This is a genomic window from Glaciecola sp. HA4-3, assembly GCF_055693685.1.
Genome location: NZ_CM146340.1, coordinates 1,937,488 through 1,963,467, shown reverse-complemented (window position 1 = coordinate 1,963,467; position 25,980 = coordinate 1,937,488). Strand labels below are relative to the sequence as shown.

21 protein-coding genes, 5 tRNA genes and 4 pseudogenes are annotated in these 25,980 nt (G+C 40.7%); 20 read left to right on the top strand and 10 right to left on the bottom strand.

Annotated features, from left to right (window positions below):
• The first annotated feature begins 55 nt into the window (after positions 1-55).
• The 3 genes from ACZ1G6_RS09325 (at position 56) to ACZ1G6_RS09315 (ending at position 1,830) form a co-directional block, all read left to right on the top strand.
• Entirely contained in the window at positions 56-313 is a 258-nt protein-coding gene (locus ACZ1G6_RS09325) for a hypothetical protein (RefSeq protein ID WP_472616057.1), read from the top strand.
• A 69-nt stretch (positions 314-382) separates the two neighbouring features.
• The gene (locus tag ACZ1G6_RS09320) at positions 383-901 is read left to right on the top strand and encodes a low molecular weight protein-tyrosine-phosphatase (RefSeq protein WP_472616056.1); all 519 of its coding nucleotides are present in this window, start codon (positions 383-385) and stop codon (positions 899-901) included.
• Positions 877-1,830 (top strand): FecCD family ABC transporter permease, encoded by a 954-nt coding sequence (locus ACZ1G6_RS09315; protein WP_472616055.1) that lies wholly within the window; start codon positions 877-879, stop codon positions 1,828-1,830. The genes ACZ1G6_RS09320 and ACZ1G6_RS09315 overlap by 25 nt, the downstream gene beginning before the upstream one ends.
• On the opposite strand, the gene glpK is transcribed toward ACZ1G6_RS09315, so the two are convergent.
• Positions 1,827-3,314 (bottom strand): glycerol kinase GlpK, encoded by a 1,488-nt coding sequence (glpK, locus tag ACZ1G6_RS09310; protein WP_472616054.1) that lies wholly within the window; start codon positions 3,312-3,314, stop codon positions 1,827-1,829. The genes ACZ1G6_RS09315 and glpK overlap by 4 nt on opposite strands.
• Before the next feature lie 131 nt (positions 3,315-3,445).
• Between glpK and ACZ1G6_RS09305 the strand changes: the two genes are divergently transcribed.
• Both ACZ1G6_RS09305 and ACZ1G6_RS09300 read left to right on the top strand, forming a co-directional pair.
• Positions 3,446-4,261: an ATP-binding cassette domain-containing protein gene (locus ACZ1G6_RS09305; RefSeq protein ID WP_472616053.1), complete on the top strand. Its 816-nt coding sequence runs from the start codon at positions 3,446-3,448 to the stop codon at positions 4,259-4,261.
• A gap of 72 nt (positions 4,262-4,333) precedes the next feature.
• Positions 4,334-5,676, top strand: a pseudogene (locus ACZ1G6_RS09300) (class II 3-deoxy-7-phosphoheptulonate synthase).
• 9 nt (positions 5,677-5,685) lie between these two features.
• On the opposite strand, the gene ACZ1G6_RS09295 reads toward ACZ1G6_RS09300, so the two are convergent.
• On the bottom strand, positions 5,686-5,913 hold the full coding sequence (locus ACZ1G6_RS09295) for a DUF3820 family protein (RefSeq protein WP_472618964.1): 228 nt from the start codon (positions 5,911-5,913) through the stop codon (positions 5,686-5,688).
• 58 nt (positions 5,914-5,971) lie between these two features.
• Entirely contained in the window at positions 5,972-7,777 is a 1,806-nt protein-coding gene (locus tag ACZ1G6_RS09290) for an ABCB family ABC transporter ATP-binding protein/permease (protein WP_472616052.1), read from the bottom strand.
• 166 nt (positions 7,778-7,943) lie between these two features.
• Between ACZ1G6_RS09290 and ACZ1G6_RS09285 the strand changes: the two genes are divergently transcribed.
• Positions 7,944-9,089 carry an alkaline phosphatase D family protein gene (locus tag ACZ1G6_RS09285; RefSeq protein WP_472616051.1) on the top strand — a complete coding sequence of 382 codons (1,146 nt, stop codon included), beginning with the start codon at positions 7,944-7,946 and terminating at the stop codon, positions 9,087-9,089.
• 117 nt (positions 9,090-9,206) lie between these two features.
• Positions 9,207-9,995 (top strand): homocysteine S-methyltransferase family protein, encoded by a 789-nt coding sequence (locus ACZ1G6_RS09280; protein ID WP_472616050.1) that lies wholly within the window; start codon positions 9,207-9,209, stop codon positions 9,993-9,995.
• Here the strand turns inward: ACZ1G6_RS09280 and ACZ1G6_RS09275 are convergent.
• Positions 9,992-10,141: a hypothetical protein gene (locus tag ACZ1G6_RS09275; protein WP_472616049.1), complete on the bottom strand. Its 150-nt coding sequence runs from the start codon at positions 10,139-10,141 to the stop codon at positions 9,992-9,994. The genes ACZ1G6_RS09280 and ACZ1G6_RS09275 overlap by 4 nt on opposite strands.
• A gap of 217 nt (positions 10,142-10,358) precedes the next feature.
• Here ACZ1G6_RS09275 and ACZ1G6_RS09270 point away from each other — a divergent pair, with 217 nt between their 5' ends.
• The 3 genes from ACZ1G6_RS09270 (at position 10,359) to moeB (ending at position 12,372) form a co-directional block, all read left to right on the top strand.
• The gene (locus tag ACZ1G6_RS09270; RefSeq protein WP_472616048.1) at positions 10,359-11,264 is read left to right on the top strand and encodes a molybdopterin molybdotransferase MoeA; all 906 of its coding nucleotides are present in this window, start codon (positions 10,359-10,361) and stop codon (positions 11,262-11,264) included.
• 110 nt (positions 11,265-11,374) lie between these two features.
• Positions 11,375-11,596: a hypothetical protein gene (locus tag ACZ1G6_RS09265; RefSeq protein WP_472616047.1), complete on the top strand. Its 222-nt coding sequence runs from the start codon at positions 11,375-11,377 to the stop codon at positions 11,594-11,596.
• 17 nt (positions 11,597-11,613) lie between these two features.
• Entirely contained in the window at positions 11,614-12,372 is a 759-nt protein-coding gene (gene moeB, locus ACZ1G6_RS09260; protein ID WP_472616046.1) for a molybdopterin-synthase adenylyltransferase MoeB, read from the top strand.
• A 3-nt stretch (positions 12,373-12,375) separates the two neighbouring features.
• On the opposite strand, the pseudogene ACZ1G6_RS09255 reads toward moeB, so the two are convergent.
• From ACZ1G6_RS09255 to ACZ1G6_RS09235, 5 genes and pseudogenes are all read right to left on the bottom strand, one after another.
• Positions 12,376-13,602: pseudogene (locus tag ACZ1G6_RS09255) on the bottom strand (aromatic amino acid transport family protein).
• Between the two features lie 4 nt (positions 13,603-13,606).
• A pseudogene (locus ACZ1G6_RS09250) lies at positions 13,607-14,076 on the bottom strand (FKBP-type peptidyl-prolyl cis-trans isomerase).
• Positions 14,077-14,297: 221 nt separating this feature from the next.
• Positions 14,298-16,217 carry a methyl-accepting chemotaxis protein gene (locus ACZ1G6_RS09245; RefSeq protein WP_472616045.1) on the bottom strand — a complete coding sequence of 640 codons (1,920 nt, stop codon included), beginning with the start codon at positions 16,215-16,217 and terminating at the stop codon, positions 14,298-14,300.
• Between the two features lie 170 nt (positions 16,218-16,387).
• A tRNA-Val gene (locus ACZ1G6_RS09240) sits at positions 16,388-16,463 on the bottom strand.
• Positions 16,464-16,491: 28 nt separating this feature from the next.
• A tRNA-Val gene (locus tag ACZ1G6_RS09235) sits at positions 16,492-16,567 on the bottom strand.
• A gap of 272 nt (positions 16,568-16,839) precedes the next feature.
• On the opposite strand from ACZ1G6_RS09235, the gene gltX reads away from it, so the two are divergent.
• The 9 genes and pseudogenes from gltX to ACZ1G6_RS09190 all read left to right on the top strand — a co-directional run bounded on the left by gltX (position 16,840) and on the right by ACZ1G6_RS09190 (position 24,511).
• Positions 16,840-18,249: a glutamate--tRNA ligase gene (gene gltX / locus ACZ1G6_RS09230; RefSeq protein ID WP_472616044.1), complete on the top strand. Its 1,410-nt coding sequence runs from the start codon at positions 16,840-16,842 to the stop codon at positions 18,247-18,249.
• A gap of 107 nt (positions 18,250-18,356) precedes the next feature.
• Positions 18,357-18,433 (top strand) — tRNA-Ala (locus tag ACZ1G6_RS09225).
• Positions 18,434-18,445: 12 nt separating this feature from the next.
• Positions 18,446-18,521 (top strand) — tRNA-Glu (locus ACZ1G6_RS09220).
• Positions 18,522-18,666: 145 nt separating this feature from the next.
• A tRNA-Glu gene (locus ACZ1G6_RS09215) sits at positions 18,667-18,742 on the top strand.
• Positions 18,743-18,916: 174 nt separating this feature from the next.
• Entirely contained in the window at positions 18,917-19,894 is a 978-nt protein-coding gene (locus ACZ1G6_RS09210) for a tetratricopeptide repeat protein (protein WP_472616043.1), read from the top strand.
• Positions 19,891-20,730, top strand: a complete 840-nt coding sequence (locus tag ACZ1G6_RS09205; protein WP_472616042.1) for a diguanylate cyclase domain-containing protein — start codon at positions 19,891-19,893, stop codon at positions 20,728-20,730. Before ACZ1G6_RS09210 ends, ACZ1G6_RS09205 begins: the two co-directional genes overlap by 4 nt.
• A 12-nt stretch (positions 20,731-20,742) precedes the next feature.
• On the top strand, positions 20,743-21,672 hold the full coding sequence (locus ACZ1G6_RS09200; RefSeq protein ID WP_472616041.1) for a tRNA-dihydrouridine synthase: 930 nt from the start codon (positions 20,743-20,745) through the stop codon (positions 21,670-21,672).
• A gap of 118 nt (positions 21,673-21,790) precedes the next feature.
• Positions 21,791-23,201, top strand: a pseudogene (locus tag ACZ1G6_RS09195) (amidohydrolase).
• Positions 23,198-24,511 (top strand): amidohydrolase family protein, encoded by a 1,314-nt coding sequence (locus ACZ1G6_RS09190; protein WP_472616040.1) that lies wholly within the window; start codon positions 23,198-23,200, stop codon positions 24,509-24,511. Before ACZ1G6_RS09195 ends, ACZ1G6_RS09190 begins: the two are co-directional and overlap by 4 nt.
• Positions 24,512-24,586: 75 nt before the next feature.
• Here ACZ1G6_RS09190 and ACZ1G6_RS09185 read toward each other — a convergent pair whose 3' ends face one another.
• The gene (locus ACZ1G6_RS09185; RefSeq protein WP_472616039.1) at positions 24,587-25,144 is read right to left on the bottom strand and encodes an arylesterase; all 558 of its coding nucleotides are present in this window, start codon (positions 25,142-25,144) and stop codon (positions 24,587-24,589) included.
• A 142-nt stretch (positions 25,145-25,286) separates the two neighbouring features.
• On the opposite strand from ACZ1G6_RS09185, the gene ACZ1G6_RS09180 reads away from it, so the two are divergent.
• Positions 25,287-25,979: an ABC transporter ATP-binding protein gene (locus ACZ1G6_RS09180; protein ID WP_472618963.1), complete on the top strand. Its 693-nt coding sequence runs from the start codon at positions 25,287-25,289 to the stop codon at positions 25,977-25,979.
• Position 25,980: the final 1 nt, after the last annotated feature.

Here is a 25,980-nt window from a genome sequence, read left to right as displayed (position 1 = left end):
TAGAATAAACCGACATTATCGTTTTCGTTTTCAATGTTGAAGTTTGGGGTTACTTATGTCTGATAAAGCACTTATTTTGTTACTAAAGATAGTAATGATAGCAGGTTTTTGCCTAATATTGTTGGGGATATATTTTCATTTATATAGTCAAACAATCGGACAGATGGGTGTAAAAGGTATGATAATAAGTGCCTGCTGTGTTGCCATTGGTATGATAATGTCTTTGCCCACTAAGATGTTTTTAACCTTTGTATTGGTAAAGCGAGAAGATGATCTTAAGCGCAAAAACATGCACTTAAAAGGTAGCAAATAATGCATTACATGTAAGATTCTCTTATACTAACGACCTCATTATCGCTGTATTTGCAAGGGACGCACCATCATGCAGTCTTCGTTATCTGTTTTATTTGTTTGTTTAGGCAATATATGTCGCTCACCTACCGCCGAAGCGGTATTTAAAACTAAATCGATTAGCAAAGGGCTCACACTAACAATTGATTCAGCAGGAACCGCGGGTTTTCATATTGGATCAGCTCCCGACAAGCGCTCTTCAAAAGTCGCTGATGCACATGGTTATGATATGTCTAAACTAAAGTGCCGAAAAGTATCAGTGCGTGATTTTAGCGATTTTGACTACATCATAGCCATGGATAAAAGCAATCTAGAAGATTTAATTGCTGAATGCCCAAGTCAGTATCAACATAAAATATCCTTGTTTATGTCATATGCTAATACTAAATACACTGAAGTTCCTGACCCCTATTACGGTGGAAATAAAGGCTTTGAATTAGTATTAAATTTAATAGAACAAGCAAGTGACGGCTTAATAAAAAAATCGAAACCAGCCATCCTTTTATCAAGGCCTAAAAGCGCGTTATGTCTAGTTATTTTGGGCTGTTAATTACGCTATTGATATTGTACTTGTTACCGAATTTATATACGGGTAACTTTGCTCAAGAATGGCATATTTTAGTGACAATAAAGCTACCTATTGCGCTAACTGCGATTATAGTGGGCAGTGGCATTGCCAGCGCATCGGCTGCTTTACAAGTTTGTCTTCGAAATCCGCTCGCAGACCCTGGGATTATTGGGGTATCAAGTGGCGCAAGTTTATGTGCCGCTATTTTTTTAATCGTTTTTAGCAGTTTGGGGTTTTTCCCAACTGAACAGTTATATCGCTATAGTATTTATTTTTTGCCATTGATGTGTTTTGTTGGCGCAAGTTTGAGTGGCTTTCTTATCTATATCGTTGCTAAACGAATTGGCCCTAGTGTTTCAAGTTTTATTCTTGCAGGCATTGCTATCTCTACGGTATTTAGCGCAATGATTGGCTGGCTATATCTGCTTGCTCCAGCGCAAGCACTGCAAAGCCTTACCTTTTGGTTGATGGGGAGTTTACGCTATACAGACTATGCTAGCTTGAGTGTTAGCGGGCTAATAATAATTATCGGACTATATTATTTATACCGCCAATCAGACACTTTGAATAAATTATATTTGGGTGAAAAAGCCGCATTTGCAGCAGGTGTCGATGCCAAACTAGTACAAAAACACATATTTTGGCTAGTTGCCTTGGTCGTCGGGGCGAGTGTATCGATTGCAGGGTCAATTGCCTTTCTTGGTCTATTAGTGCCTCACGCAGTACGTAAATTACACGGATACGATAACAAGCAAGTTATCGCCTTATCCGCTTTACTAGGCGCCTGTATAATATTGGCATGCGCAATTATTAACGAATGGTTTTTTACTACGCAAGTGCCCCTTTCTATGCTCACTGCAAGCTTAGGGGCACCATTTTTTATTTATGTTTTGTTTTCCAAAAAGCCTTAAGGTTTAGCAAATGCTAAGGTAGCTTGCACTGCCATTGCCCACTTATCTAGCAATCGTTGCCTTGTCTTATTTGATAATTCGGGCGTAAACACCCGGTCTTTTTGCTTCAAAGCTTTAATATCCTCTAGAGAACTGTATAGTCCTAGTTGAAGCCCTGCTAAAAAAGCGGCTCCTTGAGCGGTTGATTCCATCATTTTTGGGCGTTGTACATCCACTTGTAAAATATCAGCTAAAAATTGGCACAACCAATCGTTAGCGACCATTCCGCCATCTACCCATACATTAGTTGATGGCATACCATCATTTTTCATCGCATTTAATAGTTCATGTGTTTGATAGCAAACGGCCTCTAGCGCTGCACGTGCAAAATGAGCAGGGCCTGTACCACGTGTCATACCAAATAAACTGGCTCGGGCGTTGGGGTTCCAGTGAGGCGCGCCTAAGCCTGCAAATCCTGGTACTAAAAATACGCCGTGATCATAATCAAGAGACTGCGCTAGGACTTGACTTTGTTTAGCGTGCTCAAGCACGCCAATACCATCTCGAAGCCATTGAATATTTGCACCAGCAGTAAAAATAGCTCCCTCCAAAGCATATGTTGTTTGCCCATTCAAGCGGTATGCGACGGTTGTTAACAATTTATGCTGAGAATCTACTGCTTGTGAGCCTGTATTAAGCAAAGCAAAACATCCTGTCCCATAAGTACTTTTTAGGTCGCCTGCGCAAAAGCAAGATTGACCAATAAGCGCCGCTTGTTGGTCTCCAGCCACGCCAGAAATCGGTAGACAATATCCCAATACATCTTGTGCACTTGTGCCAAAATCTGCGGCACAATCTAATACTTCTGGCAGTATACTTTTGGGGATATTGAAAAGGGATAAGAGTTCTTCATCCCATTGTTGTGTATGAATGTTAAATAAATTTGTTCTACTGGCATTTGTCGCGTCGGTAACATGTGATTTTCCGTTGGTGAGCCGCCATATCAAAAAGGTATCCACTGTTCCAAATGCTAACTTTCCTTTGCTTGCTAAATGCCTAGCCCCGTCGACTTCATCAAGTATCCATTTAATTTTGCTCGCAGAGAAATAGGGGTCAAGCAACAAGCCTGTTTTGGATTTCACCATATCTTGAGCATCGATAATGCTATTACAATAATTTGCCGTTCGGCCATCTTGCCAGACAATGGCAGGATAAATAGCTTTGCCAGTTTCACGGTTCCAGACTAACGTTGTTTCACGTTGATTAGTAATACCAATGCATTTTGTCTCAATGCCTTTATCAGCGGCTTCTTTTAAAGCTGTTTTGCATGTATCTAGTGTGCTTGCCCAAATTTCTTCTGGGTCATGTTCAACCCAACCATTGGCAGGGTAGTGCTGAGCGAACTCCAGTTGTGCAACACTCTTTTGTTTACCATCAAGCGAAAAAACAATCGCACGACTTGACGTTGTGCCTTGATCAATTGATAAAATGCCGACATTTTCCATACATGTTCTCTTTATTATAAGCGTGGTACTACGCGCGAGTTTTTGTTTATTAACAATACTGTACCACTGTTTTACCCCAACGATAAAGTCCAAGAAGTATAGACAAAATACACTTACAGCAAGGTAGTTTGATGATACGATGCTCAGTATTCACCAGACTATTTGATAATGATCCCAATTTCTCTGCAATGGCGACGATAAACCTTATAAATACCACTGTTACGCATCGTTTATGTGATCTTAATCTAATGATTAAGTCGGGTGAGCAATGGCACTTGCTTGGTGAAAATGGTGCAGGTAAGTCATCGTTATTGGAATGTATTGCTGGTATTGTGCCGTGTGATAAAGGAAAAGTACTGATTAATAGTGTTGATCTTAGTGCTATTTCACCTGCGAATTTAGCCATAAATAGAGCCTACTTATCGCAAGACCATGACTGTGATTTTAAGGTCACTGTAGCGCAGTTACTTACCTTTTTTACTGGTAGTAAACAGGTACCAGAATTACTTGAGAAAAGCCTTCATATTGAACAACTAAAATCAAAGCCTTTGTTGTCATTATCTGGTGGGCAACAACAACGGTTTTATATTGCCAAGAGTCTATTAAACATTTGGCCTAGCATTTTAAAAGGGGAAGCGTTAATACTGCTAGATGAACCTGCACAACAGCTTGATGTAAAATACCAAAGCGCATTATTTGCTTTGCTTGATGTGTTTACTCAAAAAGGTAATTTAGTGATAATAAGCACCCATGATGTTAACCACAGCCTTCAGCACGCAAGTCATGTAGCGCTTATGCATAAAGGTGAACTTGTTTTTTCAGGTGATAAAGAAGATACCTTGCTGCCCAGCCGATTAACACATATTTTTCAACATGGCTTTCGCTTAATACATGATTCCAACTGTGATAAAAAATACCTTATAAATGATAGTTCTTCCCTTATCTAAGGGCCATTATATGGTATTCTTGCATGATTATTAATGAAGTATTAGCCAAAGAAATCTAAAAAAGGAATATTCGTGAGTCAGTGGAGTATCGATAGTTGGCGCAATAAGCCAATTTTGCAACAACCAAATTACCAAAATCAAGCCTTATTAAGCGATGTCGAAGCTAAGCTTGCTAGTTATCCACCGCTTGTTTTTGCTGAAGAAACACGTCAGTTGTATAAGCAACTAGGCGATGTATCTCAGGGGAAAGGCTTTTTGTTGCAAGGGGGTGACTGTGCAGAGTCATTTAATGAATTTAATGCCCCTAAGATTCGCGATACGTTTAAAGTAATTTTGCAGATGGCTATTGTGATGACTTTTGCTGGCCGATGCCCGGTAACTAAAGTCGCGCGTATGGCTGGACAATACGCAAAACCTCGATCTTCCGATCTGGAAACAATAAATGGAGTGTCTTTGCCAAGCTATCGCGGTGATATTATTAATAGCTTTGAGTTCACACCACAAGCACGTGAGCCAAATCCTGAAAGGTTGCTTGAAGCTTATCATCGCAGCGCATCTACCCTAAACCTATTGCGCGCCTTCGCTCAAGGTGGTTTAGCGGATTTACATCAAGTGAATCGCTGGAACATGGCGTTTCTTGAAAACAATCCGCTAAAAGAACGATATCAAGACATTGCAAAACGCATCGAAGACACTTTAGCGTTTATGAATGTGATTGGTATCAACAGCGGTAATACTAGTGCCTTACACGAAACCAATCTGTTCACGTCCCATGAAGCATTGTTACTTAATTATGAACAGGCTTTGACTAGGATTGATACCCTTACTGATAAACCCTACAACTGTTCCGCCCACATGTTATGGATTGGTGAACGGACACGTCAACTCGACCATGCACATGTTGAGTTTTTCCGTGGTATTAATAACCCTATCGGTGTAAAAATTGGGCCTGAGTATGCAAGAAGATGATTTAATTCGTTTAATTGATGCTTTAAGCCCTGACAATACGCCTTAGTAGGCTCACCCTTATTACCAGAATGGGTGCGAATGTATTGAGCGATAAATTGCCCAATTTGCTCAAAAGAGTAAAGGCAGAAGGTCGTAATGTGGTATGGAGCTCTGATCCTATGCATGGTAATACAATAAAAGCATCAAGCGGTTATAAAACACGTAATTTCGATGCGATTTTAAGTGAAATAAAGCAATTTTTCCAAGCGCATCAAGCTGAAGGAACTCATGCGGGCGGCATTCATTTAGAAATGACGGGTCAACATGTAACTGAATGCACCGGTGGTGCTTATGAAATAAGCGATGACGATCTTGCTCAAGCGTATCAAACGCAGTGCGATCCTCGACTAAATGCAGATCAGGTCCTAGAAATGGCGTTTTTGGTGGCTGATCATCTTAAAAAATAAACGTAATAATTAAGACTTAAGTGTTTCGTCGATAATTAATGGCGCAAGGATTTTTTCAAGCCCATTAAGTTTAATCTCATACAACAAAGCAAGTTGCTGGCCCAATTTTCCATTAGGCCAGCCTTTTTTGTGGAACCAAACAAGGTAAGGCTCTGGTAAATGTAATAGTTTTAGTCCTTTATACTTCCCAAAAGGCATTTTTGTATTGAGCGTATCGACAAGATATCGCTGGTCAATATCAAGTACATCAAAATCGATATCTTGAGCAATAGGGGCTTTTGCATGAGTTGTCTGCTTAAGCTTGTCTGTCATTAGTATTTTGCCTTTCTTGCTGCGCTAACCATAACTTTGCATACAAACCGTTTTTGCTCAACAGTTCGTTGTGAGTGCCTTGTTCTGCGATTTTACCATCCTGCATAACAATAATGTTGTCTGCGTCCATAATGGTCGATAAACGATGCGCAACCACAAAGCTTGTATGGTTTTTGGCTATGTTTTCTAATGCTCTAAGAATAGCTTGTTCAGATTGCGAGTCTAATGAAGAAGTGGCTTCATCAAATATCATAATGGGTGGATTTTTTAGAATCGCCCGTGCAATCGCCACGCGCTGCTTTTCACCGCCTGATAACTTGAGTCCACGCTCGCCTACTTGCGTATCGCCTTTGTCCGGTAAGCGCTCAACAAAGTCTTTAAGATGAGCAAGCTCTATGGCCCTGTCAATGTCGGATTTACTTGCATCTGGACGACCATATTTTATATTCTCGTATAAGGTGTCATTAAATAACACCGTATCTTGAGGAACGATCCCAATCATTTGCCTTAATGATGCCTGAGTGACCGTCGATATGTCTTGTCCATCAATTTTAATGCTACCACTAGTTGGGTCATAAAAACGAAAAAGTAGTTTAACCAAGGTTGATTTGCCTGCGCCACTTTCCCCTACTACTGCGACCTTTGTCCCCGGCTGAATAACAAAACTTAGGTTTTCAATAATTGAGCGTTGAGGATGATAAGAAAAGCTCATGTTTTCAAAGGTGATTTCGCCCCTAGAAAGGACTAGAGGTTTAGCCGTAGCTACATCATTAATTTGGGGAGGTTTTTCTAATAAAGTGAAGAGGTTCTCGATATTGGTTAAAGAGCCTCTAATTTCACGATAGACAAACCCTAAAAAATTTAGCGGCATAAAAATCTGCATTGTAAATGCATTTACCAATACAAAGTCACCTATGGTCATATTCCCATTGGCAACCTCAAGTGCAGCCAACGCTAACATGCTTGTCATGGCAATGGCGATAATTAAGGCTTGACCACCGTTTAATGCAAATAATGACAAACGATTTTTCCGCCTCGCTTGTTCCCAATTAGCCAGCCCAAGGTCATAGCGCTTTGCTTCATATTCTTCATTGTTAAAATATTTAACGGTTTCAAAATTCAACAAGCTATCGACAGCACGGGTGGTCGATTGATTATCAGCTTGATTAAGTTCTTTGACATATTTTGTGCGCCAATCGGTGGCCTTCACAGAAAAAGTCACATAAGTGATAACGGAAATAATGATAACTAGCGCGAAAGTAAAGCCATAATTGAATAACAAAATACCCACAACCATGAATATTTCTAACAACGTAGGGCCAATGTTAAACACCATGAAGCGCATTAAAAAACTAATTCCACTGGTGCCGCGCTCTATATCTCTTGATAAGCCACCAGTTTGCCTTGATACATGAAAATCTAAATCAAGGCGATGTAAATGATTAAATACTTTTAGTCCAACTCTGCGCATCGCTCTTTCAGTAACACGTCCAAACAAGGTGTCTCTAATCTCGCCAAATAATACATTAGCAAGCCGTAACGCACCGTAGGCAATTATAAGGCTAATGATTACGGCCAACAGTCCTTCTAGTTGACTGTCTAAATTAAGGTTGTCAACGATATGCTTGAGCACAAATGGTAGACTTACACTGGCAATCTTTGCACCAACAAGACAAGCAATGGCTAAAAATACTCTTTGTTTATATTCAGCTAAAAATGGCCATAGCTTTTTAAAAATCCGCCAATTTAACGAGGTATCTTCATTTTCGGGAAATCGAGAAGAGCGCAAATTAAGAGTCCTATTTGAGTAGTTACATTTTGGTGAAAGAAACCAACCGAGCAAACACGATATTGGGGCTAACAAGGTGTTTTACAAATGTTTATGCAAAACCCTATTATAATGCAATACTTAACCAACATGTTGAATTGATTTGATTCTTATAAGGCGACACTAAATGTCAATGTTCAAGCTCTTTAGTTGCTTTACAGCGATGATTACCTTAATGGCTATTAATAGCACCTATAGCAACGCACAAGTTGCAAGCTCATTGGGCCCCGATGCTGAAATGTCATTGTCGCAACAAACGGTTGTTGCTTTTGGTTCTTGTGCTAGAGAATACCAAGCACAGCCTATTTGGCGAGATATTTCAAGGCATAAGCCAGACGCATTTTTCTTTATTGGTGATAACCAGTATGCCGATAATCAATGGATTGATGGGAAGCGAGTGTATGGGCCGGTAACAGATCCCAAGCGCTTTAAGCAAGCATACGACGATGTTGCCAACATTCATGGATTTGCAGATTTTAGGCGTCAAGTGCCACTTCTTATGGGAACGTGGGATGATCACGACTATGGTGCTAATGACGCGGGTAAGGAATTTGCATTAAAAGCACAAAGTCAAACCGCATTTTTAGATTTCTTTGGTTTTCCTGCACAACATCCTGTTCGACAACAAGACGGTATCTACCACTCAAGAATCATTCAAGACAATGGTAAGAAATTACAAATTATCATGTTAGATACACGATACCATCGAGACGAGCTCGTGAAAAACCCACAAGGTCGCCCTTCGGGCAAAGGCCCCTATATCATGCAAAATGATGCATCAAAGTCAATGTTAGGAGACGCACAGTGGAATTGGTTAGCGCAAGAATTCAAAAAGGACGCTGATTTACGCTTAGTAATAAGCTCTATCCAAGTGGTTGCTTACGAGCATGCTTGGGAAAGCTGGGGGATCATGCCCAAACAGCGACAAGCACTATATGATCTTATTACACAAACACAGGCTAATGGTGTCGTCTTTTTAAGTGGTGATAGGCATTTAATGGAAATATCAGTCGACACCGGACAATTAGGAAGCAGCGTACCTTATCCTATGTGGGATTTCACCTCTAGTGGAATGACGCAGAGTTATTCAAAGGTAACAGAGTCAAATAGCTTTAGGGTAGGTGATGTAGCTCGAGAAACAAATTATGGCATTGTGACAATTGAATGGGGCAAAAAAAACATGCTCGATACGCTAATCACCTTCTCTGCACATGGCAGACAACAGCGTTTACTGAATCAACATGTTATTCGTTTAGCTGACTTACAGATATAAAATGACACAAATTACTATTCTTGATGGCGGCATGGGCCAAGAGTTATTAGCAAGAAGCTCTCGACCAATTACTCCCTTGTGGTCTGCTGACGTTATGCTTAATGAGCCGCACCTTATGTGAGTCAATTGCATCTAGATTTTATCAAAAGTGGTGCTCAAATTATCACGCTCAATACTTATACCGCCACCCCCGATAGATTAGCCCGCGAAAATCAGCTAGAGATATTGCCAATTTTGCATCAAAAAGCAATGGATGCTGCGCGACAAGCAATAGAGAAAAGCGAAGTTAGTCAAACAAGAATTGCGGCGTGTTTACCCCCATTGATCGCCAGTTATCAACCTGAAGTGTCGTTACCTTTTGATGAAGCACTTATTAATTATCGAAAGCTAGTGGCGCTGCAAGACCCCGCTAGTGATTTGTTTTTGTGTGAAACCATGGCCTCTATTGATGAAGCTCGCGCAGCATGTATTGCTGGCAAAGAAAGTGGCAAGCCCGTATGGGTTGCGTTAACGGTTAGTGATACTCAATACGGGTTGTTACGCAGTGGTGAGCGAGTTAATGAAGCCGCTAAAGCGGTTGCTGAGCTTAACGCAGATGCAATTTTACTTAATTGTAGCCAACCTGAAGCAATTGGACACTCACTAGCCAATATTACGGGCTATGGACCGATGTCGGGCGCATATGCAAATGGATTTGTGTCAGTAGCAGCGCTGCATCCAGGCGGAACAGTTGAGCAACTTCAAAGCAGGCAAGATTTAGAGCCTCAGCAGTATGCTAAACATGCCCTTAAGTGGGCAAATGATGGGGCAACAATTTTAGGGGGCTGTTGCGAGATTGGCCCCCGTCACATTAAGGCTATGTGTGAAACACTCACATCAGAAGGTTTCAAACTAGCAAAGTATTAAGCATTGTTAAGTTCGTTTTCGATTGTTTTATGCTTTTTTATTTTGGCACATAGACATTGTTCGACGGTCTTTCGACCTAGTAAAGCAACTGGTGCGTATGGGCTGCGTCGTTTAAGTGTTTTTCTAAGTACTTTTCTAAAATTCATATTTACCTCTTTGTATGAAGCGATCTTAGTGTCTCTACACGCCTTTATAGTAACATGACTGTCATAAAAGTGTAACAAAACTGTCATATTGGGCTGTGAACCATAATAAATACGCTATTACTTATTCAATTTGCTAATAAAATAACAGCACGTAAACACCTCACTAGTAATTTGCGTGTGGTAAAGTAAACATTGGTCAACCTATAGGAATACCATTATGACTGCCGGATGTGATTCGCCTGGACTTTTGCCAATCGAGCACGCGCTCGGTAACATTATTGAGCAAATACAGCCTATAACAGATACGCAGACGTGTGCTTTATGTGATGCTCTAGATAGGGTACTGGCTCAGGATATTGTTTCGCCGATAAACGTGCCAGCGTACGATAATTCGGCCATGGATGGATATGCGTTTGCTTTTGCTGATTTAGCCAAAAGCAAAATACTAAATAAGGTAGGCTTAAGTCTTGCTGGTAATGCTTATTTAGGCAAGCTCTCGCAGGGTACTTGCGTACAAATTATGACAGGGGCGCAACTGCCTAGTGGCGCTGATACTGTTATTATGCAGGAATCAGTCGCGCTTGATGGGAATGAAGTTACACTGTTGAGCAATATTAACAAAGGCGCAAATATCCGGCCAGTTGGAGGCGATATTGCAAAGGGTCATGTCGTTTTAAAAAAGGGGCATCGCTTAAGTCCAATTGATATTGGATTAATTGCTTCTTTAGGCCTTGCTACCGTGATGGTTTACCGAAAACCTAAAGTTGCGGTCTTTTCAACCGGAGATGAACTGCTTTGTGCTGGAGAACATCCACGTGCAGATAGAATTTTTGATAGCAACAGACCCATGCTGTGTGCGATGTTGTCAAAGTGGAATATTGATGTCTTAGATTTAGGCTTAATAAACGATGACAAACTTCAAATTAGAAAAGCGTTTGAACAAGCTGATGACTTTGCAGATGTCGTTATAAGCAGCGGTGGCGTGTCAGTGGGAGAGGCCGATTACACCAAAGAAGTGTTAAGCGAGTATGGTGATATCGTATTTTGGAAACTAGCGATTAAACCGGGTAAGCCTTTAGCGTTTGGCCAACTTCCCTCAAGTATTTTTTTTGGTTTGCCTTAGTAACCCTGTCTCAGCGGCGGTTACCTTTGATCAAATCGTCAGTCCCGCATTAGATATGGTATCTGGTGCAACGCTGAGTCAACCAATGCTTATTCGAGCAAAAGCCTGCAGTGTTTTTAAGAAAAGGCCTTAGCAGAACAGATTATCAACGAGTAGATTTGTTTTTAGATAGTCATGGCGAAGCATGCGTAAAAGCCGTGGTCAATCAGAGCTCTGGTGTACTGTCTGGATTTAGCAAAAGTAATTGCTATGCAGTGCTTGAACAAGAAAGAGCAAACATAGAGATCGGTGAGTTTGTAAATGTTGCGCTTTTTAGTCGTAATATTAAATAAAGGTGATTAAACAAATAATGGCAAGTAACGTAATTACGCCACAAGATGCCCTGCGCTATAATCGTCAGATATCATTGCAAGGCTTTGATTTAGATAGACAAGAACAATTAATGAGCAGCCGTGTTTTACTTATTGGTTTGGGCGGTTTAGGGTGCAGCGCCGCTCAATTCTTAACAGCTTCAGGCTGCGGTACGATCACTTTAGTTGATGATGATTCGGTTGAGCTTACCAATTTACAGCGTCAAATATTGCATTTTGAAAACGCGATAGGTCAAAAAAAGGTCGAATCAGCAAAAGCGGCGCTTTCACAAATAAATTCTCAAGTTTCAATACAGGCGCTAGTTGAGCGTGTTGATTTTCCATTAATGTCTCAGCTGATTTTACAGCATGATATCGTGCTTGATTGCAGTGATAATCTTGCAACTCGCAATATGATCAACCAAGCCTGCTTTAAGCATAATACACCTTTGGTTTCGGGGGCGGCAATTAGAATGGAAGGGCAATTGTTTAACGCGATCCCATCACAAAATACGGCATGCTATAACTGCTTTAATATCTCCATATCAGAACAGACTTTAAGTTGCTCGGAAGCGGGTGTTATGTCACCAATCGTAGGGGTAATAGGCGCTAGCCAAGCATTAGAAGCAATTAAGATACTTACTGATTTTGGTGAGCCTGCTATTAATAAACTGCTATTGTATGATGCAATGACGTCAAGTTGGCAGACATTTAATATTCAAAAACGTGCAGACTGTAATGTGTGTGGCAATGTTTAAGCGCTAAAAAGTGGGCAAAAGAGACAACAATACACCGACTTTCACAAGTATTATTAAAAGGCTGAATAAAATTAGTAACAATCCAGGCATATTTGCACTTTTTATCAAGCCTTGTCGTTGACCAAAGCGGCTCATCATGCCGGGTATAGTAAAAAAGCTAAAAGCAACGAATAAACCAGCAAAGCTTATCGCGTAGACAAACCCATAGGGAAGAAAAAGGCTTGCACAAAGCGGCGGAGCAAAACAGCATGTCAGTGTTGTCAATTTGTGTGAAGTAGAGTTGGTAAGTGCAAGTTTGTCTTGTATAAAGTGAAACAAACCCAAGCTTACGCCAATAAAAGAGCTAGTAATCGCAAAGTGAGACAATAAGGTAGTCCACTTTTGAATTGATGGACTCACACCGTTATCGACGAGCGAATCAATAAGTGCAGAGATATTAGATCCGCGAGAAATAATTGTACTAAAATCGCCTCGTCCTGCAGTGCCATGCGTTACCAAAAGCCAGACTACATAAATTAACAAGGTGATAAAAGTGCCAATAAATACCGATTGAAATACGTGCTTTGGCGAGCGTGGGTAATGGCGAACGAGCGTTGGAATAAGCCCACCACAAGCAAAAGCTGTCAGATAAGCGGGTAATGCGGCGGGTAAATAGTGTAAGGTGTTTTGAGCGTTGCTAAACTCATTAAGATCAATATTTGGTGTTATACCGGCAATGATAAAAATAAAAGCAATCGCCATGATCATTATTAGAAATGAAGTTATTCGACTTACCACTGAAGTGCCAACAAATACGAGTAAAGCGATAATGGCAGTAAATAATAGACTTAGCACAGGGTTATATTTTTGTGGTAGCGCTTAACCTAAAGGCTGAAGACTATAATTGATAATATTGGCGCCTGCAGTGATGTATGCATACATCAAAATCATCATGATAAATACAATGCTAATATTATTAAATATGGCCCATTTTTGACCCAATGAGTGCGTTACCAAAGAGTCAAAGCTACTTTCAACCGTGATGTCATAGCGAGGGTCATCTACAAGTGCAAAATGGATTTTATTTAGTAAGGCCGCAGAAAGTAGGGTGACACCCCAAATGAGAATAAGACCAAAAATTGCCCAAAAAGTCCATGCACCGGCAGACACCATGGGAAGAGCAAACATGCCAGCTCCGATTGCTCCACCAGCAACTAACACAATACCATGCCATAGGGGTTTATTGGTCAATATGTTATTCGATATCTAACAGTTCGACTTCAAACACTAACGTGGAGCCCGGTTCAATAATTCCTGCAGAATTATTGCCATAGGCAAGCTCTGCAGGAATATAAAACCTAAATTTGTCTCCAACTACCATTAATTGAAGACCTTCTGTCCATCCTTTAATAACGCGATTTAACGGAAAACTTATTGGCCCGCCTCTTTCAACAGAGCTATCAAATACTGTGCCGTCAATTAATGTTCCGTGATAATGAACTTTCACAACAGATGACGCAATTGGGTGAGTTGTACCTGTGCCTTTATTTAATATCGTATATTGTAAACCTGAGTCAGTTTCGATTACGCCATCTTGACCTTTGTTATCTGATAAGAATTGGTTTCCTAACGCGATATTTGCGCTTGCTGCTTTTTTGTCGCTAGCACTCTTTAGAAAGAAAAAATGATTAGCGCAGCTATTGCGACGATGATGATGTACTTCATTACATGTCCAGGTTAGTACTCTTATACCAAGTTAAACATATAAAGCCTGAATACAAAAGTACAGTGCTCCAATTAAGCTGGATAAGCAATGAAGTATATACTTAGTGTCAAAAACGATTGTTCCATCACGAGCAGACTTGCTACAAGCAAAGAAACGCCTAGCTCTTGTCTTTCTTGCTAATCTTATCGCGGTTTTTTAGCAATTTATTTGTTGTAAGAAACTAGACCTTGTAACTTGCTAGCTGATCTTGCGTGATAGCTATTTGCCTAGCGATATCGTCGCAAAGTTGTTTCATTTCATCAGCACTCATTTGATTTTCACTGCTTACTTTATTAACAGTTTCTATCCCTTCCTTTATGACAACCGTGACTTGTTTTTGTTTGCTTGCCATAGTCGCTGTCTCTTCATTTAGATCTCGAATACTATCCACAGAAGCCAGAGCTTGCCTTAGCGCATCGCTTGTTTTACTTGTTGATTCAGCAGTAGATGAGGCGGCATTTTGGCTATCAGCCATGGATTTTGACGCCTCCAAGCTACCCGATTGCAAACGTTCAATCATTGTGCGAATTTCTTCTGTAGAACTTTGAGTTCGGCTAGCTAGTGAGCGAACTTCATCAGCAACGACTGCGAACCCTCGACCTTGTTCACCTGCTCTAGCTGCTTCAATTGCAGCATTTAATGCAAGTAAGTTTGTTTGTTCTGCGATATTACGAATTACATCCATAACGCCACTAATATCGTCACTTGATTTTGCTAAATCTTCAATTACCCGAACTGAGTTTTCTGTGTTTTGGGTTTGTAGTTTGATATCTTCAATAGTAGAGTCCAAGGTGCTTACTGAAATCTCGGTATCTTGACTTGCGCTTTGTGCAGCATCACGAGCATTTAAACTGTTTTCTTCCACTGTGTTTGCCTGCGACTCTAACTCGTATGCAGATGCAGCAATATTTTCAACTTGAAGATTTAGCTCACTAATTTTCTGCTGCGTTTGCGATGCTATTAATGTCAGTGAATCACTGGTGTCAGTCATATTCTGTGACGTGTTTTTTACGTCAATAATGGTATTTTGAACTTTTGTAATCAGTCTATTTAAACCCAAAGCCATTTGACCAAATTCGTCAGATTCACTCTCATCAAATTTGATAGATAAGTCCCCATCACCCTGGGCAATATTTTGAATACTATCGATGTATCTTTGCATGCGTTTGCCAATGATGGTTTTAATTAAAACAACCAGTACCAGTATTACAATCACACCAGCAACTACCTGTGTAAAGATTGACGCGAAAACTGCTTTGGTGATAATACCGCTTATTTCTTTTTCACTTGCGGCCATAATAAGCGTGTAGCCCCACGCATCGAATGACACCCGCGTGATTTGCCATGACGCTTGATCTGCTATTGCGGCTAAAACATCTGCCTCGCTGACGGAATCAGAGTGAACGCGGATATTGTCTTTCCCATCTAAAAGTGCGACAAACCCTGTTTCTAAGATCTTAGCTTGTTTGATAGACTCGCTGACCACATCAAGGTCTGCTGAGTATCCGACATACCATATTCCAACCGTTTCTGAAGCACTATTTTTCATGGGGGCATATCCAGTTAAAAACGGATTACCTAATATATCGACTTGTCCATAATAGGCCTGCCCGTTGTTTATCAGTTTAATTGCTTTTCCAGTAGGGGATAATTTGGTGCCAATCGCGCGTTTGCCATCTTTGATGACGTTAGTAGCGATCCGTATATAATCGCTCCCAGTTTTACTAAATATAGTGGCGGTTCCATCCATTATTTCAGTTAATCCGTCTACTAACTGAAAATCATTTCCCTGCGCTGATGCACCCAATAAAATATCGTTTGCAACAACACCATTTACCGTGGTTGTGCCACTTTGGGAGACATTGCCCAGCTCAGCCCCCATTTTTTTCAGAAGACGCATGGAGTTTTGAACGCGCTCAGCCATAATTTTATCAGTGGTCGACAACACATCAATGATTTGCTCAGAGCGATTGCGAATTTCCGCATTGACTGTTTGTTCTGTTTCGTTAATTGCGTTGTAAGCACTTAGTGAAGCTGACAAAATCACAAAAATTGCAATAACAGCTGACATTGAAACAATAAACTTTCTCTGGATGTTCATATAAATTCGCCTTGCCTTGATGGGAATCAACCTTCTACAAGGTTTCTATCGGCCAATTTATACTATGATTAAATTTTATTCATAAAACATCTACAGCACAGGCACAAGGTTTCATGTTGAAACATTTTCTGAGTGATGAAAAATTATGTAATAGACAATGGGACAGAAGGTGGTGGACGCTACTGGGCTTGAACCAGTGACCCCCGCCTTGTAAGGGCGGTGCTCTCCCAACTGAGCTAAGCGTCCATCTATTTGGAACTGATGACAAAAAAATTGGTGGACGCTACTGGGCTTGAACCAGTGACCCCCGCCTTGTAAGGGCGGTGCTCTCCCAACTGAGCTAAGCGTCCGTAATTTTTGAGCTTTGATTAAACAACTTACTAGTCTGCAGGTGTATTCAATCAAGTGGCGGGTATTATAGAGTTGCCTTTTCAAGTGTCAACATCATTTTAGTAAAAATGCGCTAATTGCATAAAAATAAGTCGATTTTATGCATCAACGAAACAGTGTGTAAAAAAATACTTCAATGCATCGTAAAATTAGACAATTTAAGCGTTGGGAAACTTTTGATCCAGCTAACAACGCGGTAGAATGCCGTGCTTTTTATTATTTAGGAAAAACAATGTCTGTAGTTACTCGATTTGCGCCAAGTCCAACTGGTTATTTGCATGTTGGTGGCGCTCGCACAGCGCTTTATTCGTGGTTGTTTGCTAAAAGCCAAGGCGGCAAGTTTGTATTGCGTATTGAAGATACCGATATTGAGCGCTCTACTGAACAAGCCAAGCAGGCAATTTTAGATGGGATGTCGTGGTTAGGATTAGAGCACGATGAAGGCCCTTTCTATCAAACTCAGCGATTTGAAAGATATAACCAACTAATTGATCAGTTATTAGCTGAGGGTAAAGCATATAAATGTTTTATGAGCGCAGATGAACTTGATAAAATTCGTGAAGAACAAGAGCTAAACGGTGAAAAACCACGTTATCCAGGCACATGGCGAGATAGAAGCGATCATCCAGCCGATACGCCATATGTAATAAGGTTTAAAAATCCTTTGGAAGGCAATGTCAGCTTTGATGATGAGGTAAGAGGTACCATTACGATCGCCAATCGTGAATTAGACGACCTAATCATTCGACGCAGTGATGGTGCACCAACTTACAATTTCTGTGTGGTGGTTGATGATTGGGATATGGGGATAACACATGTCGTTAGAGGCGAAGATCATATCAATAATACGCCTCGTCAAATTAACATACTTCAAGCACTAAACGCGCCTATTCCACAATATGCCCATGTATCTATGATTTTAGGTGACGATGGTAAGAAGTTATCTAAACGTCATGGCGCGGTGAGCGTCATGCAATATCGAGATGAAGGTTACTTACCTCAAGCGGTGTTAAATTATTTAGTGAGATTGGGTTGGTCTCATGGCGACCAAGAAGTGTTTTCATTAGATGAAATGATTAAGCTATTTAGTCTGAAAAATATCAGTAAGTCAGCAAGTGCATTTAATACAGAAAAGCTTATATGGTTAAACCAACATTATATCAAAACATTACCAAAGGAAGAGCTTGCCCAGCATGCGAAATGGCATTTTGAGCAAGCATCAATTGATATAAGTAAAGGGCCAGAGCTTTCTGCGCTTATTGAAGTTCAAGCTGATAGAATCGATAATTTGTCTCAATTGGCGCAAGTTAGTCGCTATTTTTATGAAGAGTTTGAAGAGTTTGATGCAAATGCCGCTAAAAAGCATTTACGTCCAGTGGTTAAAGAGAATTTATTGCATGTTCAAAAGAAGTTAGCGTCAATCAGTCAATGGACGCCAGAAAGCATACAACAGGCAATTAATGAAACGGCAAGCGAGCTTGAAGTTGGCATGGGAAAAGTAGGGATGCCATTAAGGGTTGCTGTGACAGGCTCAGGGAATTCCCCTTCCTTAGATGTCACTTTGCATTTACTAGATAAAGCACAAGTTGTACGAAGAATAGACAAGGCTGTTCAATTCATCAGCAATCGTGAAAATTCTTAAAAAAAGCGTTGACATAATTGGCTGTGATGCCTAGAATGCGCCCCGCTGTTAACGAACTGACTTAGTAACTAGGTTGGGGTGTATAACGGCTTGTTCCAGCGATATGCGGGGCCATAGCTCAGCTGGGAGAGCGCTTGCATGGCATGCAAGAGGTCGGCGGTTCGATCCCGCCTTAGCTCCACCAAGGACATAATGTGTCCCCTTCGTCTAGAGGCCTAGGACACCGCCCTTTCACGGCGGTAACAGGGGTTCGAATCCCCTAGGGGACGCCATTTTTGCTTGTTGAAAAGGTAAAACTTTGAAATAATCAAATTGTCGTCAAGCTTAATTTACACTAGGCAGTAAGTTAAGCGATTCATCACGTAGGCCGTGGTGATAACAAAATATGCGTACCATGACAAAGCATTAAACAGTTTTGTCCCCTTCGTCTAGAGGCCTAGGACACCGCCCTTTCACGGCGGTAACAGGGGTTCGAATCCCCTAGGGGACGCCATATTGACAAAAAAACCAGCTTTTGCTGGTTTTTTTGTGTCTATTTTACAAGCATACAGTCGCGCTTTACTTGTTTTTAGCCGCGTTTCTCATTATTCTGACTTCCGGTTTTTTATAAGGCACTGTCACGCTCGTGTCAGACAGGCCTTGTCAGTAGTATTTGTGAGGGTATACCTTGGGTAAAATTAGGCTAATGAGCTTTGGCATTGCTTGCTTAACAACATTTGCAAGCTTTGGTGTCATATCCTCTGCAAACGCGGAAAGCATTGATGAATTCATTGAACGGACGTTTACCCCCGTTTTCGATTGCCCAGATTCGGCATATTTACCCTTCATAAATGAATACCTTGAACGCAGTGATTTAACTGAAAAACAACGCTATGAGTTAATTACGCGTAAAACTCACTCTATGATATGTAGCCGCGAATATGAAAAATCTAAAGACATCGTCTACCCACTAGTAGAGGATAAAAAGGCACAACGAACCCAAGGCTATTATGTAGCGGCACTTTATCAAAAAGCTTTTTTACACGATGTATTTGATGAAGCAGATAAAGCATGCGAATACTATTTGTTATCAAGTGATCAATCAAAAGATAAATTTACCGACATCTTCACCAGTGCAAGACTCAATTACACAATAAGCTGCATAAAACAGGATGATCCCAATAAACTAACTAGCATATACGAGTTACTAGAAACAGTAACTGCAAGTGGAAATGACAAAGCTAAAGCACATGCACATAATGCAATAGGACTATTTTTTAGCGGAATGCAGCAGTTTGCGTTGGCCGCTAGTCAATACGAACAAGCACTTCAAATTGCTCGAAGAACATACTCTGATGAGCATTTGTTAGGGGTATTGCGTAACGCCATTACAACCAATAAAAATGCCAACAGACTGGATGAAGCATTGATGTATCTTGATGAATATATTGAGGTGAATACAAGAGTTAATACCTTTCAAACTAATTTTTTGCAATATATAACGCAAGCCGAGATTTATGCTGAAATTTTAGATATTGAAGGTTTACGCAAAGCGATGAAGGATTGGGGGAAATTAAGACAAATGTTAGGTCTGATATTTACGATGGACTTTATCATTATTATTCAGCACGACTTTGTTTTTTCGAACAAGACATACCTTGTTTGATTACGTTTTTAGATGCACAAGAAGGAGCTTCAGAGCAATATAAAAGCGTCATGGCTAGATCATTACTGTATCATCGTTTTTTAGTCAATGCGTATGTACTGACAGGGCATGATTCAGCTAAGCTACAGGCCGCATTTGATGTTTATAATAAGCAGGTTGAGATAATTAGGTTTGAAGTCGGTAACTCTGATTACTCGTACGCAACCGCTAATCTCCAGCAAAAAATCATTAATTTAGAAACAGAGATTCAAGGTCAAAAAAGACAAAAGCTATTTGGTGTTTTTCTTGTGCTTGGCGCACTTGCTTTATTGCTTCTACCACTTGTCTTTTATGCGCTTCATAGAAGACGCCAAGCCAAAAGAATCGACCCCATTACGCAGTTGACCAATGCCAGTACCACTGTTAGTGCTATTGAGAAAATGCCAGCACCTGAGAAACCAAAAGTTAATGCGATTGCATTATTTGATATTGCTAACTTTGTAGAGCTTAATCAGAAACTAGGCACACCTAATGGTGATTTAGTGCTTCAACGAATCGCACAAGCACTCAAAAACATTACAAGAGGATCCGACGTGATTGGTCGTTTTGGTCCAGAACAGTTTATTGTTGGCTTAAATAATATTGAAGAAGAAGCAGCTCAGGCCTTTTTTGAAAGAATGAAAGAAGCATTGACGAATACTTTTAATCAGGAATTTACGACAAAAGATGCGTCGGTAGAAAGTATTGAAGTAGCATCGGCAATGAGCATTTACTTCAGTGTTGAAGCATTTTCTGACATCGACGAAGTATTAAACAACATGTTGCTGTCTTTAAGTATTCAATCTAAGGCTAAATGATATCGGACTATCATGAAAATAGTACTTGCTCCTATGGAGGGTGTTGTCGATAGCCTGATGAGAGATATGTTAAGCAAAATCGGCGGATTCGATTTGTGCGTGACGGAGTTCGTGCGTGTTGTTCAAACGCAACTACCAGCCAAAGTGTTCTATAGAATTTGTCCTGAGTTACACAACGAAGGCTACACCCAATCGGGTACAAAAGTTAAAGTACAATTGCTTGGCCAAGACCCATACTGGCTGGCGAAAAATGCGCAAACTGCCATAAAACTTGGGTCCCACGGTGTTGATTTAAACTTTGGTTGCCCTGCAAAAACAGTCAATAAGTCCAAAGGGGGAGCGGTATTACTACAATATCCACAAACCCTTTTTGATATCGTAAAAGCTGTCAGAGATGCCGTTAAGCCTGAGCACGAGGTGACGGCTAAAATTAGACTAGGTTATGACGATACCGCCTTGGCAATTGAAAATGCGCAAGCTATAGAGGAAGCTGGTGCTTCATCCTTGGTGATTCATGCCCGCACTAAACGAGATGGGTATCGACCACCAGCATATTGGGATTGGATTGCTAAAATTAAACGCCATACAACAATACCTATCATTGCCAATGGCGAGATTTGGTCTTCAAGTGACGCAAGTAATTGCATTGCGCAAAGTCACACCAATGACATTATGCTTGGCAGAGGGGCACTTTCTTTACCGAATTTGGCTAATACTATTAAACACAATCACCAACCTTACACATGGGCCGAAACTCGAGCACTTTTAGTTGAATACTCTGGTTATGAAATTTATTCAGACAAAGGTCAATATTATCCCAATCGCGTAAAACAATGGTTTTCATATCTTAAGCGACAGTATCCCCAAGCGAATGAGATGTTTGGTGAATTGAAACGTCTTAAGCAAAGTGATGATATCATCGCACTATTACAAAAAGGCTAGTGTAGTTCAGTTTTCTCCTTATTCACGAACACTTATTTTCAATTCCTACTTTCGTGACTATACTATTTGCAGACTTCTCGTCTTACGCACTATATCAACCTCAATTTAAAGGAAAATTATGCTCAAATTTAGTCCTACCAAGCTTGGTTTGGCAATAATCATCTCTAGTGTTTTGTTAAGCGCTTGTAGTAATGAAAAGCCCGAAAAATCTGACGTCGCAGATTTAAGTGATCCCTATCCAAGTACTTACGAAGCTATTGAATCAAAGCCTGTTCATATTACTAATGTTACCTTACTAGATGGTATTGGTAATAAAATGGAAGATGCAGATATTCTGCTAGAGGATGGGAAGATTATAGCGTTTGGTGAAGACCTCAGCGCGCCAAATGATGCGATAAAAATTGATGGCACTGGTAAGTGGGTAACTCCTGGAATCATAGATAATCACAGCCACTTGGGTGTCTATCCTTCATGCCTAGCACTCAATCGCACTCTGATGGTAATGAAATGACAGGACCCGTTACTGCAGAAGTATGGGCAGAGCATTCGGTATGGCCACAAGACCCGGGTTTTCAACGAGCATTGGCCGGCGGCGTAACGTCTTTACAAATTTTACCTATGGTTCGGCTAATTTATTTGGTGGTCGAAGTGTTGTTCTTAAAAACCTGCCTGACAGAACTATGCAAGATATGAAGTTTCCAAATGCGCCTTACGGTATCAAAATGGCATGTGGTGAAAACCCTAAGCGTGTTTACGGTCAACGCGGAGGGCCGATGACAAGAATGGCAAATGTTGCCGGCTATCGCAAAGCGTGGATTGATGCACAAGCTTACCAAAAGAAATGGCAAGACTATTCTTCAGCGCTTGAAGCTGGAACGGCTAAAGATGCGCCTAAAAGAGACTTGCGCTTAGAAACGTTAGCAGGTGTGTTAGATGGGGATATTCTTGTGCACATGCATTGTTATCGAGCAGATGAGATGACAATAATGATGGACTTGATGAAAGAGTTTAATTATCAAATTGGCACTTTTCATCATGCGGTTGAAGCATATAAAATTGCTGATAAACTCGAAGAAAATAATGTCTGTTCAGCCATGTGGGCCGATTGGTACGGCTTTAAAATGGAAGCATATGACGGCATAAGAGAAAACATTCCGATGGTTCATGCGGCTAATGCTTGTGCAATTGTTCATTCAGATAGTGATATTGGTATTCAACGATTAAATCAAGAAGCGGCTAAAGCGTGGTCAGATGGTGTTCGTGCTGGTATTAATATTACCCAAGCTGAAGCGTGGAAGTGGTTATCAGCAAATCCTGCTAAATCAATTGGTATTTTTGACCAAACGGGCTCAATCGAAGAGGGTAAAAATGCAGATGTAGTTTTGTGGAGTGCCGATCCGTTTTCAACATACTCACAAGCCGAAAAAGTATTTATTGATGGTGCGTTAGTTTACGACCGTACTGACCCTCAACAATGGCCAGTAAGTGATTTTGAAGTAGGGCAAATTGCTCAAGGAGATGCCAAATGAGACATTTGAATATGGGTAAATGCTTTTTCGTTGGTTTATGTTTAAGTCTTACAAGTAGTGTCATCTTGGCACAAACAGATAGCGCTCAAGTCAATGATAAAAAAATGGCGATTACAGGCGCGACAATTCACACCTTATCAAGCAAAGGAATTATTAGCGAGGGAACACTGTTAATTGAAAGAGGTAAAGTAAAACAAGTCCTAGATTCTGTTTCTGTGCCAAACGGCTACACTCAAATTGATGCAAGTGGCAAAGTTATTACTCCGGGTTTTATAGGAGCGATGACTAATTTAGGTTTAGTTGAAGTGAGCGGTTCAGCCGGGGTTGTTGATTCGCGTGTAGATGCTCATCCTGTCTCTAGCGTTGGTGCTGCATTTGACGCACAATTTGCCATTAATTCAGACTCAACGGTAATTGATATTACGCGGCTAGAGGGTTTTACAAGTGCGGTAACAGGAATAAGTTCTACGGGTCAACTGTTCAATGGGCAAGCGGCTGTTATTAGCTTAAATAAGAGTTTTAATCCTTTAATGGCGACACAGGTGAGTGTACATGTAGATGTGAGTAATTCAGGAGCAGACAGAAACGGTGAAAGTCGCGCTGCGTTATGGGTGGCACTTAATCAAAGTTTGGATGAGGCTATATTTGCAAGTGATTATGATTTAAGTCCAAGTGAAGATTGGGAAGGCATGATCACAAGAGCAGATGCAAAAGCACTTATTCCAGTCATAAAGGGAGAGGTACCTTTGCTAGTTACGGCTAATCGCGCAGCAGATATTCTACAAGCAATAGCAATTAAAGACCGTTATGAAGATATAAACCTTGTGCTTGTTGGCGCGACAGATGGATGGCGAGTTGCCCAGCAAATTGCGCAAGCCCAAGTACCTGTGATTCTTAATCCTGAATACAATCTACTAGGAGGATTTGATAACTTAGGTGCAACTCTTGAAAACGCAGGACGCTTATACAAAGAAGGTGTCACCATTGCTATTGGTATTGATACACATAATATCCGCCTTGCACCACAACATGCTGGAAATGCTGTCGCCAACGGTTTACCTCATAGCGCTGGTATCGCAGCATTGACTATTAATCCAGCGAAAATATTTGGTGTAGATGATCAGGTAGGAAGCTTAGAGACAGGTAAACAGGCCGACTTTGTAATATGGTCTGGCGACCCGCTTGAAGTCACGCATGCTGCAGAGCAAGTCTTTATTTCAGGGCATGCGATGCCTATGGAATCAAGACAAACCAAGTTGCGTGACCGTTACTTGGATTTATCAGGCGATAAACCTATTGTTTATCAATAAAGATAGGTTTTAGTATGTAAAGCCCATCATTTAAGATGGGCTTTATTGTTCAACTCTACTTTGTTGCAATTGAGTTTAATTAATAGCAGATAGAAGTGCAGGTGACATAATTTTTACAATCAATGGTTGTGCTTGGGCAGTAGGATGAATGCCGTCGTTTTGCATCAGTGATTTATCAAGCGCAATATCTTGCAAAAAGAAGGGAATAAGAGGAATGTCATATTCCTTGGCTAATTCATGAAATATTTGGGTAAAGGCACGTGTATAGCGAGCACCAAAGTTTGTTGGTATTTGCATTTCTTGAATAGATACATCTACTCCTTTTTGTTGCGCTAATTCGATCATTTGCATTAAATTTTGTTTAATCTTTTTAGGGTTGTGTCCTTGTAGTGCATTGTTACCGCCTAGTTCGATATACAGATGTGTTGGTTTGTGCAAGTCTAACAGTCTTGGTAGCCTTGCTAACCCGCCGTCGGTCGTGTCACCGCTGATTGCGGCATTTATAATTTCAATGGAACGTTGTTCCTGTTGCCACTTTTGTGCTAACAAATATACCCAACCTTGTTGTTCGGTGAGTCCATAAGCAGCACTGAGACTATCTCCTAACACTAAGACTTTATGTTGCTTAGGCATCGATTCGACATCTTTACTCTGATCTGAATGCGCCGAATATGCGAATAAAAGACTAAGTAAAACTAACCATATTTTAAGGCGATTTCCCGCCTTGAACGAGAAACAGGATGAAAGATTTATCACTATGAGCCAAGCCTCTTTGATGATTGAAACAAAAAGTGTAATTAAAAAGGTCACTACGAATGAAGGCGAGTTACAGATCCTTCAGCCAATTAGTATACAGGTCAAACCGGGAGAAAGCATCGCGATTGTTGGCGCATCTGGATCTGGGAAATCTACATTATTAGGTTTATTAGCTGGATTAGATGAAGTAAGTGGTGGACATATTTTATTAGATGGTCAGCCTTTACATGACATGGATGAAGAAGCTCGTGCTCAACTACGAGGCGAAAAAGTTGGTTTTATCTTCCAAAGCTTCATGTTGGTTCAAAGTTTGACTGCACTTGAAAACATTATGTTACCCGCTGAAATTTCCGGCATGGCGAATGCGAAAGCAAGGGCACAAGAAATTATCCAACAAGTTGGCTTAGAGCACCGTGCTCATCATTTCCCTAATCAGCTATCTGGTGGCGAGCAACAAAGAGTTGCCATTGCAAGAGCATTTATTACTAACCCCAAAATATTGTTTGCAGATGAACCTACCGGTAATCTTGATTCAGTAAATTCTCAAAAAGTTGAAGATTTGCTATTTGCATTAAATAAAGATTCAGATACTACCTTGGTACTTGTTACCCATGATAATCAACTCGCTGAAAAATGTGATAGGCAGTTAAGAATGACTGCAGGGGAGCTGAGTGAAGCAACACCCACACTCAAAGTGGTTTCTGGAGAATAAA

Coding starts and splice junctions, on each gene's coding strand:
- ACZ1G6_RS09325 (WP_472616057.1), top strand. CDS start 56: ATGTCTGATAAAGCACTTATTTTGTTACTAAAGATAGTAATGATAGCA.
- ACZ1G6_RS09320 (WP_472616056.1), top strand. CDS start 383: ATGCAGTCTTCGTTATCTGTTTTATTTGTTTGTTTAGGCAATATATGT.
- ACZ1G6_RS09315 (WP_472616055.1), top strand. CDS start 877: ATGTCTAGTTATTTTGGGCTGTTAATTACGCTATTGATATTGTACTTG.
- glpK (WP_472616054.1), bottom strand. CDS start 3,314: ATGGAAAATGTCGGCATTTTATCAATTGATCAAGGCACAACGTCAAGT.
- ACZ1G6_RS09305 (WP_472616053.1), top strand. CDS start 3,446: ATGATACGATGCTCAGTATTCACCAGACTATTTGATAATGATCCCAAT.
- ACZ1G6_RS09285 (WP_472616051.1), top strand. CDS start 7,944: ATGTCAATGTTCAAGCTCTTTAGTTGCTTTACAGCGATGATTACCTTA.
- ACZ1G6_RS09275 (WP_472616049.1), bottom strand. CDS start 10,141: ATGAATTTTAGAAAAGTACTTAGAAAAACACTTAAACGACGCAGCCCA.
- ACZ1G6_RS09270 (WP_472616048.1), top strand. CDS start 10,359: ATGACTGCCGGATGTGATTCGCCTGGACTTTTGCCAATCGAGCACGCG.
- moeB (WP_472616046.1), top strand. CDS start 11,614: ATGGCAAGTAACGTAATTACGCCACAAGATGCCCTGCGCTATAATCGT.
- ACZ1G6_RS09245 (WP_472616045.1), bottom strand. CDS start 16,217: ATGAACATCCAGAGAAAGTTTATTGTTTCAATGTCAGCTGTTATTGCA.
- gltX (WP_472616044.1), top strand. CDS start 16,840: ATGTCTGTAGTTACTCGATTTGCGCCAAGTCCAACTGGTTATTTGCAT.
- ACZ1G6_RS09200 (WP_472616041.1), top strand. CDS start 20,743: ATGAAAATAGTACTTGCTCCTATGGAGGGTGTTGTCGATAGCCTGATG.
- ACZ1G6_RS09190 (WP_472616040.1), top strand. CDS start 23,198: ATGAGACATTTGAATATGGGTAAATGCTTTTTCGTTGGTTTATGTTTA.
- ACZ1G6_RS09185 (WP_472616039.1), bottom strand. CDS start 25,144: ATGCCTAAGCAACATAAAGTCTTAGTGTTAGGAGATAGTCTCAGTGCT.
- ACZ1G6_RS09180 (WP_472618963.1), top strand. CDS start 25,287: ATGATTGAAACAAAAAGTGTAATTAAAAAGGTCACTACGAATGAAGGC.